Origin of the sequence: Enterococcus sp. DIV1444a, assembly GCF_051712125.1 — a bacterium.
GTDB lineage: Bacteria > Bacillota > Bacilli > Lactobacillales > Enterococcaceae > Enterococcus > Enterococcus faecalis.
The window spans coordinates 1215089-1231403 of sequence record NZ_JBIOOG010000001.1 but is presented as its reverse complement, the minus strand read 5'-3'; the positions used below and the strand labels follow the sequence as shown (position 1 = coordinate 1231403).

Sequence of the window (16315 nt, the reverse complement as noted above, 5' to 3'; positions counted from 1 at the left end):
TACTAACTGTAAATGACAAATAAATCCATAAAAAAATTCTCACAGTCTCTTTAAACAATAACGAGGAGCTGTCATAAAAACCGACAACTCCTCAATCTTGGAAGAAAAGTAAAAATTTTTTCTATATATAATAGTACAAATCAGTTACAGTAATTGACCGTAACGTTTGACGTATAGAACTTTAATGAACGCAACCAGTGCCAAATAAGCAACAATTGTCGGGATTAAATACAAGAAATAGCTTGGTGATAAACCGACAAATCCTAGTTCTGCACCGAAAGCGGTAAAAGGTAAAACAGTGCCAAAAACAATCCCTGCTGTAGTGACTAACGTCATAATTCCAGAAGCACTACTTTGAAGGAAAGGTATTTTTTCTGTTCGTAGGAAATGCAAGACGAGCATTTGGGACCACAAGGACTCGATGAACCAGCCTGCATGGAAAATACCAATAAAGAGCAATTGATCTGCTCCACTTAATTCAAAAAATGAGCCACCTAGAATAGCAGGACACACAATGAAATACATAAATAAATAGGTAACAATATCAAAAATAGAACTCGTCGGACCAAACCAACGCATAAAATTACCAATTGATTTTGGTTCCCATTTTTTTGGTTTTTCTACGTATTCTTCATCTACTTTGTCCCAAGGAACTGACATACACGAAGTATCGTAAATTAGGTTTAATAATAGCGATTGAATCGGAGCGATCGGTAAAAATGGTAAAAAGATACTTGCTGGGATCACGGAAAAAACATTGCCAAAATTAGAACTTGCTGTTAATTTGACGTACTTCATCGTGTTCGTAAACACGCGCCGTCCAGATAAAATTCCTTTTTCCAAAACCATTAAATCTTTTCTCAATAAAATTACATCCGCCGATTCTTTCGCCACATCGACAGCAGTATCAACAGAGATTCCTACGTCAGCAGCGCGCATTGCTCCAGCATCATTTATTCCATCACCTAAAAAGCCAACAGTTTGACCATTTTCAGTTAATGCATTTACAATGCGAACTTTTTGGTCCGGCGTAATTTTGGCGAAAATATTATACGCTTGAACGGTTTCTCTTAATTCTTCTTGGTTTAATTGTTGAAGTTCATTACCTGTAATAATTTTTTCACCAGCCAGACCAACTTCTTTACAAACAGAATGCGTCACATACTGATTATCACCCGTTAATACTTTCACAGCTACATTATGTTGGTGCAAGGCTTGAATAGCTGCCGCCGCTGTTTCTTTCGGCGGATCTAAGAAAGCAAGATAGCCTTGTAAAATCAACTCTGATTCATCTTTAGTTGTATACTCCCATTCAGCCGCTTCGACTTTTTTATCGGCAATTGCTAGAACGCGCAAACCATCCCGATTCAAAGCTTCAACGTCTTTGGTAATTTTTTGACGCAGCGTCTCTGTTAAGGGCACAATTTCGCCATCTAAAAGTACCTGTGTGCAGACCAAGAGCATTTCTTCAACCGCACCTTTGGTAATTAGGCGTGTTTCTCGCGTTTTAAATTCTTTGATAATCACACTCATTCGACGTCGATTGAAATCGAAAGGAATTTCATCTACTTTATAAAAATCATCTGACTGTATATCACTTTCTTGTGTCGCCGCTTGAATAACGGCGTTATCCATTAAATTACGTAAGCCCGTTTGAAAATAACTGTTTAGAAATGCTAAATCCAAGACTTTTTGATCTTCTTGGCAACCAATATTATAATGGTATTCTAAAATTACTTTATCTTGTGTCAAGGTGCCTGTTTTATCCGTACAAAGTACATCCATCCCGCCAAAATTTTGAATGGCATTGACATTTTTCATAATCGTGCCTTCTTTAGCCATTTCTCGAGAACCTTTGACTAAATTGGTTGTTACAATCATGGGTAACATTTCTGGTGTCAAGCCGACAGCTGTGGCAATCGCAAACATTAACGCTTCCACCCAATCGCCTTTTGTTAACCCATTAATTAGAAAAACAGTTGGCGTAATGACCAGCATAAAGCGAATCAGCACCCACGTTGTTTTATTAATTCCTGTTTCAAAACTCGTCTGCTGCTGCTCTTCTCCGTTATCAGAAGCCATCCGTCCGAATAATGTTTGATTACCAACTTTAATGACAATGCCTAAACCAGTGCCACTAATGACATTTGTTCCTAAAAACAAAAGATTGTCGTATTCTGTATCAATTTGATCACTATCTTTTTGATGAGTCGCGTGTTTTTCAATGGGAAAACTCTCTCCAGTCAAGGATGATTGGGACACAAATAAGTCCTTAGATTGGATTAATCGTAAATCGGCTGGAATCATATCGCCAGCGGATAGTTGGACTAAGTCGCCACACACAACATCCTCAATAGGAATTTCCATTTGCTTCTTGTCACGAATGACTGTCGCTGTAACTTTAATCATATTTTGTAATTTTTCAACTGCATTGCTTGATTTGACTGATTGGACAAAACTCATCGTGCCGCTTAATATGACCATCGCTAACATAATTAACACACCAGTAACATCTTTTTCCTCTGGCGCAGCATAGACATATTCTGTAAAAAATGAAATCGTTGCTAGTGCTAATAACACCAAAGTAAACGGCGTGATATACGATTTTATAAAAAGTCGCAGCCGTGAAGCTTTTTTTTCATTCATAATTTTATTACGGCCATAACGTTCTTGTAATTCTTCAATATCTTGGTGCTTAATTCCATCCCAAGTTGAACCAAAACGTTGTAAAACTTTTTCTACTTCTGCGTGGGCAAACTTTTTGTAACTGTAGTCATGGCCCAAGTGACGCATTTTCTTTTCCATTTTCTTTCACCTCATTTATCTGCTGTTGACTTGAATTGACGTTCGGTTCATCTTCCATTTCCCTCACCCTTTCCACAAAAAAGACACGCTGAAAACTCAACGTGTCAAAGAATAATCGTTCTTATCGTTGAGCTTTAGCACTATACAACGTAAAAAGCGATTGCTTTTAGCTACCTTAAGAAAAGCCTTCATTCGACAGTTCCTGTTCTACCCATTGGCGTCTCTCGACATTTTTGGGCAGTAGCCTATGTTTGTATAGGAGCCTCACCTAACAAATCTTATTTAATTACAACAGCAAGTATAATTCTTCCCTAAAAAAATAACGATATAGAAAAAGTTTTTAGCAGATAACTTTTTGTCCATTCTGTAACAAAAAGAAAAACAATCCGCTTGTTTACTATGGTTTTCTGGTATGATTCGTATTTATTCATAGAATCATAACTGGTTAAATTAATCTAAAGACCGTCAGATAGCCTTGTCGAGAAGCTTTTCTTCTGCTATTTTTTGTATAGTTAAAGAAACGGCGGTGAGGAAAATGAAATTACAACAACTAGAATATTTTATGGCAGTTTCAAAGTATGCGAGCTTTACTTTAGCTTCTCAAAAGCTCCATACGAGTCAACCTTATTTAAGTACCCAGCTCAAGGAGTTGGAACGTGAATTAGGTGCTTCATTAATTTTAAGAGACAAGAAACATTGTCGGCTTTCTCCAGCAGGCGAAGTCGTCGCCAAACGAACAGAAATGATTTTTGCACTCATTAAGGAAGCGCAAGAAGAGATTAATGAATTAGTTACCCAAGGATCGACAACGACCATTCGGATTGGAACAAACTTAATTGATATAGATAAAGCATTTGGAGAAGTCTTGTTGTTATTTAATCAATCCTATCCGTATGTAAGTATTGATTTTAAGTATTATTACGATCTTGAAACAGCCCTGGAAACAGATTTAATTGACATCGGGATTGGGATATTTTTGGATACCTCGATTCCATTAGAGAAAGAATTAATTTATACAGAAAGCTATCTCCTTTGTGTCAATAAAAATCATCCTTTAGCCCATGCCGATAGCGTGACGATTGACGAAATTCGTTCTTTACCTTTTGCTGCATATTCCGATCAAGTATATGAAAAAAAAGTGTTTAAACGTTGGGAACGTAAAATCAATTGGGAAAATCGGCAAATCGTCATCGAACTCCCTTCTCTTCATTTAGTCTTAGACATGGTCCAACGAGAAAAAGCCTGTAGCATCCTTCCTTATTCACTCACTGATGAACTAAACAGACGTAACTTAGTTGGTATTCCTCTGGAAGATAGTCCAGAACGAGCCATCTATTTAGTTCAGAATAATCATCACGGACATTGTGAAGCACACCGTTATTTATTCGAACAATTACGTTATTTATTCTAGGAATAGAAAAAGGAGGAATTCCCATGGAACTATTTCGTTTACATTATTTTTTAGAGTTATGCAAAGTGAAACAATTTACTAAAGCAGCCGAAAATTTAGCAATTTCTCAAGCTGCATTAAGTAAGCAAATAAAAATTCTTGAAGCAACGTTAGGCGCGGAACTTTTTAATCGCCAAGGCCAAACTACTACCTTAACACCAGCTGGATTAATTTTAGAAAAATATTGTTGGCGCATCACCAATGAGTTGGTCTCAATTGAAGAAGAGCTAAAAGAAATTAATCATTCTTCCAACCATATTTATGTAGCCACTTATCTCTGTGATTTAGAATATAAATTGAATGACTTACTGATGACAACATTAACGGATCGTTCATCCAACTTACAAGTCCACACTATTATTACAGAAAATATTCTTCAATCCTTGGAAACAATGGACGCAGATTTTGGTATTTCCTTTGCTGACTTACCATTGCCTGAGCATATTGGTAAAATTGATTTATTTACAGCAAACTATCAATTCATTTTAAGAAACGATCATCCAGCTTTGGCAAAAGCTACGACGGAAGAAATTTTAAAGGAACTAACAATGTACCCCTTCGTCCGTTTAAATACCGAATTTTCCGAGCAAAACAAATTAACCAATTGGCTAGATACTACATTTTCTAATTTTTCTCCAGAGAAAGTCATTCAAGTGGATACTCTTTCACTTATTACTCACTTGGTGTCTCATTCCGATAGTTTCGCTATTGTCCCCGAATACACAAATATTCAACTTTTAGACAATTCGATCCATACACTGACTTACCAAGAACTACCTAAACGAAACATGGCGGTGTATTATTTAAAGGAACGTTACATGAGTCGACAACTTCAACAACTTTTGGCTGAATGCCAAAAACAATTTCAATAGTAAAAACCAAGACTAGAGCTTGTCGGCAAGCGAGTTCCAGTCTTGGTTTTTATTTGTGTTTTCAGATAGCGGCTTCTCTTCCTTTGACAAAGCCTAAAGAAGTGATAGCCATCACTAACGAAGTGCCTCCTTGACTTAAAAACGGAAGCGGAATCCCTTTTAACGGTAACAGTCCAATTACCGCACCGATATTCTCAACCGTTTGAAAAACCAGCGAAAAGATGAGGGCGACACAGATGTACATACAAAAACGCGAATTGCTTCGCAAACCAGCTACTAAAACTTGATAGAACAAGTAAAAGTAGAGAAAAACAACGGTGGCACTGCCCACAAAGCCCCAGGCTTCCCCGATAAAAGTAAAAACCATATCAGACTCACGAACAGGAACATACACTTCAATCCCATGCACACCCTTGCCAAATAAACCACCCGAACCGATTGCTAATAAGCCCTGTACTTGTTGGTAGGAGATTTTATCGACATAATCATAGGGATGAATCCATGCTAAAATTCGATCCAATTGATATTGTTTAAAATGTAAAAAGAAAAGTACTTTGTGCCCCCACTCTGTAAAGACTAACAGAATCAAGACCACGCCTAACGTTGCTAAAGCACTGAAAATAATAATTAAAATTTTGCGATCAATTCCTGAAATAACTAAAAGAGATAAAATAATCGTTACGAAAACAAGGGATGTCCCAAAATCTTTTTGTACCGCCATCAAGAAAAAAACAGGCACACTAACCGCAACGATTTTTTTTAGAAGTTGCTTGTCTGAACGCCATTTATCGGTCCAGTCTTGTTGCTCATGTTGGACAATAATTTTTGCCAACATTAAAATAAACGCAATTTTCGCAATTTCTGATGGCTGAAATTTAATAAACCCTAAATCTAACCAGCGCTTTGTGCCCGTCAATAAATACATTCCTTGATCATAGGAAAAATACAAAGCGCTCATCAAGATTAATGAAAATCCATAGAAAAAAGGAGCTACTTTCCAAATAAATTTCTGTGACAGCCGACTAGCTAAAAACATGCCTGCATAGCCAACAAAAATAAAGAAGAGTTGTTTTAATGCTGGCACAGTTCCGTCTTTTCCTTCATTAACGGCAATCCAATATTGCACACCAGAAGATAAAAGTGTAAGTAAAAAAATGGGCAATAATAAATCATAATTAAGATGTAAGTTGAATTTTTTTGTATTGACCATTTAACTGCCGCCTTTCGTTTGCAATAATTTTAATGACGATTCCTAATGCCACTGAAAAGATTAAATAACTTGTCCCGCCGTAACTAACAAACGGTAAGGGAATGCCCGTCATTGGAATCAAACCCAAAACGCCACCAATATTGATTGCCGTTTGAGCTAAAATCAAGGTCCCGACCCCTAACAAAAACAAGCCGTAACAATGATTTTTTATTGCACAACTACTCCGCAAAATCGAGGCCGCTAAAAATAACAAAAGAAATAACAATAGTAAGCCGCCAATCAAACCGAGTTCTTCCACAATTACCGCAAAGATAAAATCTGTTTGACCTTCTGGTAAGCCACCTTTTTTTACCATACCATTGGCTAGTCCGGTACCCCAAAACCCACCGTTATACATCGCTAAATAGGCCATTGAAGGCTGAAATCCGCGATCATGAAAGGATAAAAAAGGATTTTTCAAAACAACTAAGCGGTCATACACATGCGCAAAAAAATGCGGTAAGTAGCGGTGATCGCCTAGAAAAATAATTATTTTAGAAAGAAGCGCCGCGCTAGCAACGACAATCCCTGCAGCAATTACACTAAATTTTGCATGAATACTTGCTGAGAAAATTAAGACACTGCCAATAACTAAAATAAGAATGGCCCCGCCAACTTTGGGTTGAATTAAAACTAAAAATGCAACGACCAAAACAAACAGCCATTGTTTCCTTAACTGCTTCGTTGTTAAGCCATTTTCTTTTTCACCTAAATAACAGCTCAAGTAATAAATAATCGCAAAATTACAAAGTTCTGATGGCTGAAATTGAATCCCAAAGAGAGAAATCCAACGCTGTGCGCCGTTCGCTGCTACACCAAAAAAGGGTAGTCGAACCATTAGCAGTAATAGTACCGAAACTAAAAGCAGTCCAATCGCAATTTTTTTGTTAAATAACACTTCTAATCGAACTTTGTAGATCACGAACATTAGCACCCAGCTCAGACACATAATAATGCCTTGTTTAATAAACACAGCAGTGGGCTTCACGCCTTGCATCAGCAAGTCATAGCTACTGGCGCTATAAATCATTAACGCGCCAATAATACTCAATATAATAAAGGTCAAAAGAACTTTTGTTAGACCTAAAGTACGTAGATTCATTCTCTCACCTCTATCTTTTTTCTAATTAAATCAATCTTACCAGTCTGAGTTAGAAAACAAATAGAGAGTTTTTTATAGAACTATTACTAAGATTACATAACAAAAAGTAGCTAGACTTGGTTCATTTCACCTAGTTTCGCTACTTATAAAAAAAATCATTTATATAATTTTTGTGTGTTGCTCACATTTCTGATAAATTTTTCCAAACTTATCTCTTTCTAAATACTGATAATCTACTAAATACCGTCTCAAAAGTGCATAATCTTCATAGATTTCTCTAAGTCGCTGATTGACTTCTTTTTCCGTATATTCTTTCCCAAATTCAAATTGGTTGGCCACACGTTGAAACACTTGGACTTTTTTCGCATTTTTCTTGGGAATAACCAGCAACTTTCCTTCTTTAAAAAAATTTTCAACCATGTTTATTCTCCTTTTTTGTTTTGACTATTGTTTAGAAAATTGATGATTCAGTTTTTCTTTCTGTTTATCGGTCCATTTGCCAGCGACTTCATTGACAATTGTTTCAGCAAAATCGCCTACTTTTTCTCCTGTAATATTTTTGATAGGTGTTCCATTAGCAGCTCCTTCTTCAAACAAATCAAGTAAATTAGTCAATGCATTGAACATATTGGTTCCGCTATGATCTGAAAAATGCCACGCATATTTTTCAATTTCTTGGAATACTTGTTGATACTCTTCTGGTAATGCTGCAATCCGTCGTTTATATTCTTTGTACTCTTTTTTGTCCCCAACAACTTTTTTGATTAACGCTTTAAAATTTGACATGCTTTATCCCTCCATTTTTTTCATCTTGTTTACTTGTTTTGAAAGCAACGTCCACCGCTGCCAAAAATCAGCGAGTTCTGCTTCTCCTAATGAGGTTAAGCGATAGAACTTGCGCATTGGCCCTTTTTCTGAAGGCTTTTTTTCAGCTATAACCCATTGATTTTTTTCTAAACGGAGTAAAATCGTATAAACGGTTCCTTCAACAATTTCAGTAAAACCTTGGTCATTTAAAATTTTTGTAATTTCATAACCATATGTTTCTTTCCTTTGGATGATGGCTAAAACTAAACCTTCTAAAATGCCTTTTAGCAACTCTGTCTGCTTCACTGCTTTTCCTCCCTACACTACTTTTTAGTACTATGTACCACTACATAATAATACTGAGTACCGGTTCTGTCAACTACTTTGTAATAAAAAGTAGTAAAGACACGACAACCACCGGTACTTAACTAGTAGTTGTCGCGTCTTATTATTCTTTATTCATTTATTCCGAGGCCTGCTTCAAAGGTTTCTAATTCTGCAGGGTGTGTTTCTGGATAAGCAAAGCATGTTGAAAAGTGCCACTCCCCACCACTTATGCCAAAATAACCTGGCAGTAATTCCAAAGCCAATAGTGCTTCTGACGTTTCTTTTTCTGGTAACGTAATCTGAAAAGTAGTCGCTGGAACAAAACCGAACTTCATATAATAAGTTGGATGACCCAGAATAATCAATCCGCCGATGCCTAATTCTTTGGCCTTCTGAACAGAACGCTTAATTAACGCTGAGCCCACGCCCATGTTCTGCGCTTCTGGATGGACACTTACCGGCCCAACGGTCAAAACGGTCTTTTCTGTATAATCAGGTAATCGTAGTTTAGCTTTTGAAGATATAATATGGCCCGTTAATTTCCCTTGATCAGTTTCTGAAACTAAGGACAGCTCCGGAATAAAGTCAGCACTTTCTCTTAATAAATGCACGATAAAATGCTCTGTGGGACGCCAGTTTTCGGTCAAGTTTAATTCCTTAAACGCTTGATACGTTAAACGTTCTACAGCTTGATACTCTGTAGGTTTTTCTTGACGAATCTTCATTATTTGTCCTCAAATTGTTGAAAATAGGCAGCCGTGTCTCGTTCATCTTGTTTTAATTGGTCGATTAAGGCTTCAGCCCCATTGAATTTCACTTGATCACGTAAATAATGATTCCAACGAACCACCACTTGCTCACCATAGATATCTTGATGGAAGTCCAAAATATAGACTTCCACGGTTAAATCGCGCCCTTCTCCAAAGGTGTCATTATGACCGATTGAGCCCATGCCAACATACCATTTGCCACCAACTTCGATTTGCACAGCATAGACGCCAATTCTTGGTAAGCGCACGGTGCTTTTCACTTTGACATTAGCGGTTGGGAAACCCAATAACCGACCACGAGCATCGCCATGGACAACTGTTCCTTCTGTTTCATAAATATATCCTAACAATTCCGTAACCTCTTCCATCTCGCCGGCTTCCATTTTTTCGCGAATTCTTGTTGAGCTAATTTTGGCACCAGTCATTTCTTCTTTCGGTACTGTCACCACTTCAAAACGGCCTTGCGCATAAGTTGGTAACTGTTTGACTCCAGCGATTTCTTTAGGACCATACGTATAATCAAACCCAGAAACGGCCACTGCACTATTTAAATTAACGATATACTGATCGACAAAATCTTGCGGTTTTAATTGAGCAAACGCTGAAGTAAATTCGACGATATATAAAATATCAACGCCCAAGTTGGCCATTAGGCGTTCTTTTTGTTCCAAGCTAGTTAAATATTTCATATTTTCTGGTAAAACTTTTTGAAAAACGATTGATGGGTGTTGGTTAAAGGTCATCACAGCTAACTTCAAGCCTTTTTCCTCAGCAATCTTTTTGCCTGTTTCAATTACTTTTTGGTGGCCTTTGTGAACACCGTCAAAAAAGCCTAGGACCATCACGACTTCGTCATTAGGAATTTGATTGGGTTCATAGGGATGATGTAGTTGAATTACTTGCATGTGCAAAAACTTCCTTCTTTTTTATTTAATTGTTCCGTAGAACTTTACTTGGTTTCAATAATTTATCATGCGTTGGGTGTGGCATGTATAAACTAACCACTTGATTTTGGTAAAATAAAGCAACTAGGGATTCTGGCATTGCCTTTATTCCTAATTCTTTTTTGTGCAAACGCATGCCATTTTTTACTTTTTGATATAATTCATCTGATAGATCAATTCGTGGAAATTGTTCTACTGCTGTCTCAATGGGCAACAGGCATTGATCGATTGTTTCAGCAGCCATTTGTTTAGCTACTTCTTCTAACGTTAAGCATTGCGCAGCTTGCAAACCGCCACTTGCCGTTCTAGTTAAATCCGACATATGGGCAGGATAGCCTAATTTTTTGCCAGTATCCACGGATAGTGTCCGCACATAGGTTCCTTTGCCGCAAACCACTTTAAACCGCCAACTTTGTGTTTGAGCGGATTCGTTAAAAATTGGTTCACTAGTGCGTTCAAATGAATAAATCATTGCTTTTCGTTGCGGCCGTTCAACTTCTTCCCCGTTCCGGGCATATTCATATAAACGTTTACCATTGACTTTCACCGCAGAAAACATCGGTGGAATTTGTGTGATTTCACCCGTCATTTCGGCCATTGCTTGATCAATTTGTTCAGTTGACAGAGGTGTTGTAACTGGTTTTTTTTCAACAATTTCGCCACTAACGTCTTCGGTTGTCGTAGCAAATCCAAGTGTAATTTCACCTTCATAGGTTTTGCCAGAATCTACCATGTATTCGATCACTTTCGTTCCTTTGCCAACGCAAATGGGTAAGACCCCTTCGACATCTGGATCTAACGTCCCACCATGACCAATTTTTTTGGTATGTAAAATTTTTCTCAATTTAAATACGCAGTCATGACTTGTCATGCCACGTTCCTTCCATAACGGTAAAATGCCGTCCATTATAGTTCCTCCAGTTCCGATAATACTAACTTTGTCATTATAGCATAAAAGTGCCCAGCTACGCAGTCTCCGTTGCTCATTCCCTTTAGCAAAATCTCTCCTAAATGCAAAAAAAGCCACAAACTCTGCTTTTATCAGAGTTTGTGGCTTTTTTTAGCTAGTAAATGCTCCCCATGTATTCTGTGCGTTGCCATCGTTTGGTCCGATTGGCAAATAAATTCTCGTGCCTGTCGTATCTGTTCCACCAATAAAAACATACCCATCTGCAATATAGAACGCATCGTAATAAAAGCGAGTATTTTTGGGCCAAATACCATAAATGGGTGCTGACAGACTAGGTTGTCCCGCTCTTAAAACAATGCCTTCGTCCACACCAATTAGAAATGATTTCTTCGTTTGCGGGCGCCAAAGTTCAGCAATGTCACCGTCGTTCACATAGCCTAACAAATGTCCGCTATTTTCAATACGGTAAAGGTTTTGTCGGTCGGGTAATTTCGCTGTAATTGTTCCTACTTGTGTCCAAAGTGCCTCTGCTGATCGATGTTCATTGATTAAAGCATCTGGTGTTGGATAGATTGAAGTGAAACGAATTGCTTGTCCTACTTGATATTTTGGCGCATTAGGTTTACCAGGCTGAATAATGACAGTCTCGCCTGTTTCAGAAACGCCCGTTTGTAAATCTTGTGCCAACTGCGCTTTACTAATCCCCCAACGCGCTAAATAACCATAAGGATCTGTATGATCTCCCCACCAATTTTTTGTAATCCAATCATGAGTGACTATTCCATAACCTGTTCCATCGTCCAGCGAAAAATCAGCATCAATGTTCTGAGCCAAATCACGAGCCAAATTAACATAGGCAGCATAATCTTTTTTAAACGTCGCCGCATTATTCGTTCGAGCCAATTCGATTTGCGCATAGGCTTTTTGGTTAGCTAAAGCACCTGCGCCATATTGAATTTGACCAGCAGGAGCTAATTGTTTCACTCGTCCACCAGATCCGACAAAATATGAGACATAAGCATTTGACCAATTTCGTTTCATATAGGCCACTTCATTGTCTAAACTGTGTGGTCCTAGGTTCCGCTCGTTTCCTGATTCATGTAAAACAATTAATTCATTGCTTGCAGAGCCGGGAAAATAAGCAAAGTTGATTGGATCCGCTTCGATAGTGTAAGCGCAAGTCGTCATCGGAATCGTTAAACTTAAGACAATCACTAAAGCAAGTTGAATCATTAATTTTTTAAACATAGCATACTCCTTTCTAAAAAAAGCCATGGAAGGAAAATCAAAATGACTTCCCTTCCACGGCTTAAACCTGCAGATAAATAGCGAGACATAAGTAATTTCTTCGGCAATCAGCCGAAAGTTCTACGTTTGTCCCGACCACTTCTACTTAATCATCTTTATTTTTTAACTGAATAAATAACTCTTTTAACTTTTTCGGCATAGGAATAAAGGTCGCAATGTTTTCAAAAAAAGAAAGTCCTTCGTTCGCAATGTAAAAAATCAGAACCATTTCTCGAATTGGCAAATTGTTCCCCACAACTTTTTCAACACGAACCGCTACGGCAACCACAAATAACATCGTCACTTTTTTCGCAATTCCGAGCATACCAATCCGACTGGACAATTCTTTTGTGGCGATTGCCTTAATCCAACCTGTGATGAAATCGACAATCATTAAAAAGAGGAAGACATCCAACAATTGATCTAATCCACCTAATAAACGTATGACAATCCCACCGAAAATGCTTAAAAGCATTGTTATTGTGTTGAGATAACGTTCCATAAAAAGTCTCCTAAACTAGCTTGTTATTTTGTCGGAAACGGATCGTCCGTGTACCAACTTCCTTGTAGGTAAATATTTCCACCACGGTTAGCACAAAATATAATTCCCTTATTATCCATCTCATACAAGGCTGTACAAATTGGTTGAGGAAAATTATATTGAACTGCTGTTAAAGGAATATTCCAAGTATTTCTTTTGATAACAGAGTTTATACTATAACCTGTGGGAACATTAAAAACTTTGACTACCTGGTTATTCAATTTCGTCGGATCACTCAAATTACATCTTACAAATGCATCAACACGATTTCCTACCCTAATTAATACAAATTTCATATTATCCTTATTAAAGGCCGCCTGATATTTTGTCTCGACTTCACCAACTCCACTAGCTTCATAAATAGCCATTTTAGAGGATTCCAAAGGTGCGCCATTGACGGTTGGCATAGTTACGAAATTCTTCACCCCAGCAATCTCTTGATCACCTGTTTGTGTCACAGCTTGACCTTTAATCGCTTCCGCAACGTTTTTCGGGTGCATATATTTACTCGTTAAAGTTCCCGCGACTGCTTCGCTGTCTGATGCGAAGCCATAATTTTCTACATTGCCCAGCCCCACTTGTTCAGCGGTTACTTGGTGCGGATTATCCTGATTTTCCACATGGGTATTGAGTTGCGCTGCTTGAACAAAACCACTCTTCGCTAAAACCGCTTGGGCATCAACAGACAGACCAATATGAAGTCCTACGTAATCAACTTCTAAGCTGGCTGGTGTCACACCATTCGATGAATCAGTATAGCTCATTAAATAAATGAAACCTTCATCTGTGATAAAATTCTGATCATTGATTTGAATTGAAAAATCGCTGAACTCTTTTGCTGATTCTTGGATTTGAGTGACCCAATTATCCGTAGTTGGTAAATACGCAGCGATTTTAATCGTTTGATTATTGGACGCAGCGGCTTTCACACGTTGATTAATCGTAAAAAATTGCACGTTCTGGCGAATAAATGTCACCGCCTCGTCAGTTGTGAATGTTTCAAACATTTGTGGAATTAATTTTTTTGCGGCTTCAACGAGATTGAAGGCTGCTAATTGTTGTGGAATCACACCGCTTTGGGTAGAACCTGTTTTCACACCCTCATCATCACGGCTGGCCATTTTATTGTAGTCCACTTGGGAAACTTCCTCCCAAACATCTGTTGGCTTCTTAAGAATTTTAGCCGTAAAATCAGTGGAATAACTGTTTGCATTGGTGGCTATATTGCCGGCCGTTTTACCGTTAAAGTCTAACTTCATTTTGACAGTAGTTGGCTTAGCCAATAAAGAAATGCCATCTGCTTTTGTCATGCGGTCATTCAAATCAATTTGAAGACGATTCGCTAAGGTAGCTTGTTTGATGCCTTGTGTATCTGTGCGTGCTTGGACAATTTCTGGATTACTATCACCTGCTTCTGCAACTAATTGATCGAAATCATTTCGTAAAGTATCAAATTCTTGTTTATTATTATTTGCCGTTGAAACTGCGTTTCCTGCAATCGTGATGGCTGTTTTGGCATTGTTCATCGCTTGGTTCGCTGTATCATTTGCTTGATTGCCTGCATCGGTAGCAATTTGTACAGCTTCTTTGCCAGCTTCATCGGCGATGTTTTTCGCTTCAGAAATTCCATTCGTTAACTGGACTTGGTAAGCATCAACTTTCTCAGCCGACGCATTTGACTGATCCAAGATTGCATTGATTTTAAGGCGACCTTGATTCAGGGTATCTAATTCTTCAATATGTTCTACTGACATTTCGTCACACTCCTCTAATTTTCATTATTTTATTAAAACTGGCCACCCAATTGGGATTGAATATACACACGACAGATGACCGAAGCATCCAACCATAGTGGCTGGTGAGAGAAAAATTGAAGCGTGTGATTGCCGCGTTCTATTTTTCCATCTGTTGTTTTTCGTAAATAACTCAAAATGTTGAGCCGTTGTTGTTGCAATGATAGTTGGGGTAATTTTTTGCCATCCACTACCACATCAATGTTCGTTACAGAATGCGAAGGTCCTTTAGTAGTTGCCTTGAACGTTAATTCTGCGGTGTTTACGTAAAGAATGTCCTCGTCAAAGTATAAATTCAGCTCCACTGGCTGTGTCTTGCTAAGTTCTCCTTGTACTGAACGATTTAAAAGCGTCGTCGCCCCTTGTGCGTAAGTTTCGCTAATCTCTTGTTTCCGACTGAAAGCTGTCATGGTACTATGAATTGTTTCTTGCAGATTTCCCAACTCTAGCTGAATGTCTTGGGGGGCACCAAAGACATCTTTTTTACTTTCTTTTTTGATACGAAGGTTGACACTCCCAAACTCATTCGTATTAATCATGACAACCGTACCCAACCGCAAACGATCAATTGCCAAAGGTTGATCTGTTAATTTAATCAAATCAGCTGCAGTCACTAGCCAAGAAATTTGCGGTTTAGTCCATTCTGCTAACATTCGCAGAGCATTTTCCTTTAATGCCTTGGGATCAGAAAAACGCTGTTCCACCCAAATTGCCTCCAATAAACCATAGCGGTCAATTGCGGCCTTATTCTCTAAATACGGAACCCCTTGATTGACCGAGCGAATATTGACTTTGTTAACACCTTCGCCTGAACCTAATGGATAAATCCGATTGATTAGCATCTTGGGGTTACGTTCTATTTCAAATCCTTGCATATTGTAACCTTCTTGAATTCGCGCAACTGGTTCTGTTGGTGGTTTGACTAATGAAAGTTCAAAAGGATAGACCTCTGTATTCCATTGCCAAAGATATTCCTCTTCGAAATCGGCTGGGATGCTAAATAAAGGCTCGACTAGCCCATTTTCATTCTCCCATTTATAGGTTAATTTCCTTGAAAAATCACATTTTTTTAGGACCCAATGCTTTGTTTTTTGTTTATTTAATAGAAATTGAATGGCCTCTTTCGTTGTTTTGTTTTTAATTTCGTGACAACCAAAAAGGACAGTATCACCTAAGGTACATAATGCTTCTGTGGCAGAGTAGTGAATTTGATTATTGTTCGCATCTTTCTTAATTGTGGTTGGCATCACGCGATATAAACCAATATATTCATTCTCATTGTCGGTCAGTTCCACCCATTGCATTTCTGCAATAAATTCATTCTTCGGATCATCTAACGGCATGGTAAAATCTAAACTGCCAATTTTGTTCTCTATTTTTTCATAACTGACTTGATAGGCATTATCCAAGATTGCCGTATATGTTCTTTTCAAATCCAGCGCCATTAACATTTAATCA

At 38.1% G+C, this 16315-nt stretch carries 15 protein-coding genes and 1 riboswitch; of the genes, 2 read left to right on the top strand and 13 right to left on the bottom strand.

Features of this window, described 5'->3' with window-relative positions; translation table 11 throughout:
• Positions 1-144: 144 nt before the first annotated feature.
• On the bottom strand, positions 145-2805 hold the full coding sequence (gene mgtA, locus IGI87_RS06135; RefSeq protein ID WP_438736463.1) for a magnesium-translocating P-type ATPase: 2661 nt from the start codon (positions 2803-2805) through the stop codon (positions 145-147).
• 112 nt (positions 2806-2917) lie between these two features.
• Positions 2918-3088, bottom strand: a riboswitch (M-box (ykoK) riboswitch).
• A 252-nt stretch (positions 3089-3340) separates the two neighbouring features.
• On the opposite strand from mgtA, the gene IGI87_RS06130 reads away from it, so the two are divergent.
• Complete coding sequence (locus IGI87_RS06130; RefSeq protein ID WP_002382245.1) at positions 3341-4216, top strand: LysR family transcriptional regulator; 876 nt, start codon at positions 3341-3343, stop codon at positions 4214-4216.
• Positions 4217-4239: 23 nt separating this feature from the next.
• A complete protein-coding gene (locus IGI87_RS06125; protein WP_002357832.1) occupies positions 4240-5127 on the top strand; it encodes a LysR family transcriptional regulator in 888 nt (295 codons plus the stop codon).
• A gap of 61 nt (positions 5128-5188) precedes the next feature.
• Here the strand turns inward: IGI87_RS06125 and IGI87_RS06120 are convergent, their stop codons facing one another.
• The 12 genes from IGI87_RS06120 to IGI87_RS06065 form a co-directional block, all read right to left on the bottom strand.
• Positions 5189-6337, bottom strand: coding sequence for an FtsW/RodA/SpoVE family cell cycle protein (locus IGI87_RS06120; protein WP_104854610.1), 1149 nt, complete (start codon positions 6335-6337; stop codon positions 5189-5191).
• Complete coding sequence (locus IGI87_RS06115; RefSeq protein ID WP_438736462.1) at positions 6303-7478, bottom strand: FtsW/RodA/SpoVE family cell cycle protein; 1176 nt, start codon at positions 7476-7478, stop codon at positions 6303-6305. Before IGI87_RS06115 ends, IGI87_RS06120 begins: the two co-directional genes overlap by 35 nt.
• Positions 7479-7637: 159 nt before the next feature.
• Positions 7638-7898, bottom strand: coding sequence for a DUF2087 domain-containing protein (locus tag IGI87_RS06110; protein WP_002360471.1), 261 nt, complete (start codon positions 7896-7898; stop codon positions 7638-7640).
• Positions 7899-7922: 24 nt separating this feature from the next.
• Complete coding sequence (locus tag IGI87_RS06105; protein WP_280210314.1) at positions 7923-8264, bottom strand: DUF1048 domain-containing protein; 342 nt, start codon at positions 8262-8264, stop codon at positions 7923-7925.
• Positions 8265-8267: 3 nt separating this feature from the next.
• A complete protein-coding gene (locus IGI87_RS06100) occupies positions 8268-8591 on the bottom strand; it encodes a PadR family transcriptional regulator (RefSeq protein WP_280210313.1) in 324 nt (107 codons plus the stop codon).
• 149 nt (positions 8592-8740) lie between these two features.
• Positions 8741-9337 (bottom strand): GNAT family N-acetyltransferase, encoded by a 597-nt coding sequence (locus IGI87_RS06095; RefSeq protein WP_438736461.1) that lies wholly within the window; start codon positions 9335-9337, stop codon positions 8741-8743.
• A complete protein-coding gene (gene ribF, locus IGI87_RS06090; protein ID WP_438736460.1) occupies positions 9337-10287 on the bottom strand; it encodes a riboflavin biosynthesis protein RibF in 951 nt (316 codons plus the stop codon). Before ribF ends, IGI87_RS06095 begins: the two co-directional genes overlap by 1 nt.
• A 25-nt stretch (positions 10288-10312) precedes the next feature.
• Complete coding sequence (truB, locus tag IGI87_RS06085; RefSeq protein ID WP_002357840.1) at positions 10313-11233, bottom strand: tRNA pseudouridine(55) synthase TruB; 921 nt, start codon at positions 11231-11233, stop codon at positions 10313-10315.
• Between the two features lie 153 nt (positions 11234-11386).
• A complete protein-coding gene (locus tag IGI87_RS06080) occupies positions 11387-12511 on the bottom strand; it encodes an SH3 domain-containing protein (protein WP_438736459.1) in 1125 nt (374 codons plus the stop codon).
• 118 nt (positions 12512-12629) lie between these two features.
• Entirely contained in the window at positions 12630-13025 is a 396-nt protein-coding gene (locus tag IGI87_RS06075; RefSeq protein WP_280210307.1) for a phage holin family protein, read from the bottom strand.
• A 23-nt stretch (positions 13026-13048) separates the two neighbouring features.
• A complete protein-coding gene (locus IGI87_RS06070; protein ID WP_438736458.1) occupies positions 13049-14818 on the bottom strand; it encodes a hypothetical protein in 1770 nt (589 codons plus the stop codon).
• Between the two features lie 32 nt (positions 14819-14850).
• Positions 14851-16308, bottom strand: a complete 1458-nt coding sequence (locus tag IGI87_RS06065; RefSeq protein ID WP_438736457.1) for a phage tail protein — start codon at positions 16306-16308, stop codon at positions 14851-14853.
• Between the last annotated feature and the right edge of the window lie 7 nt (positions 16309-16315).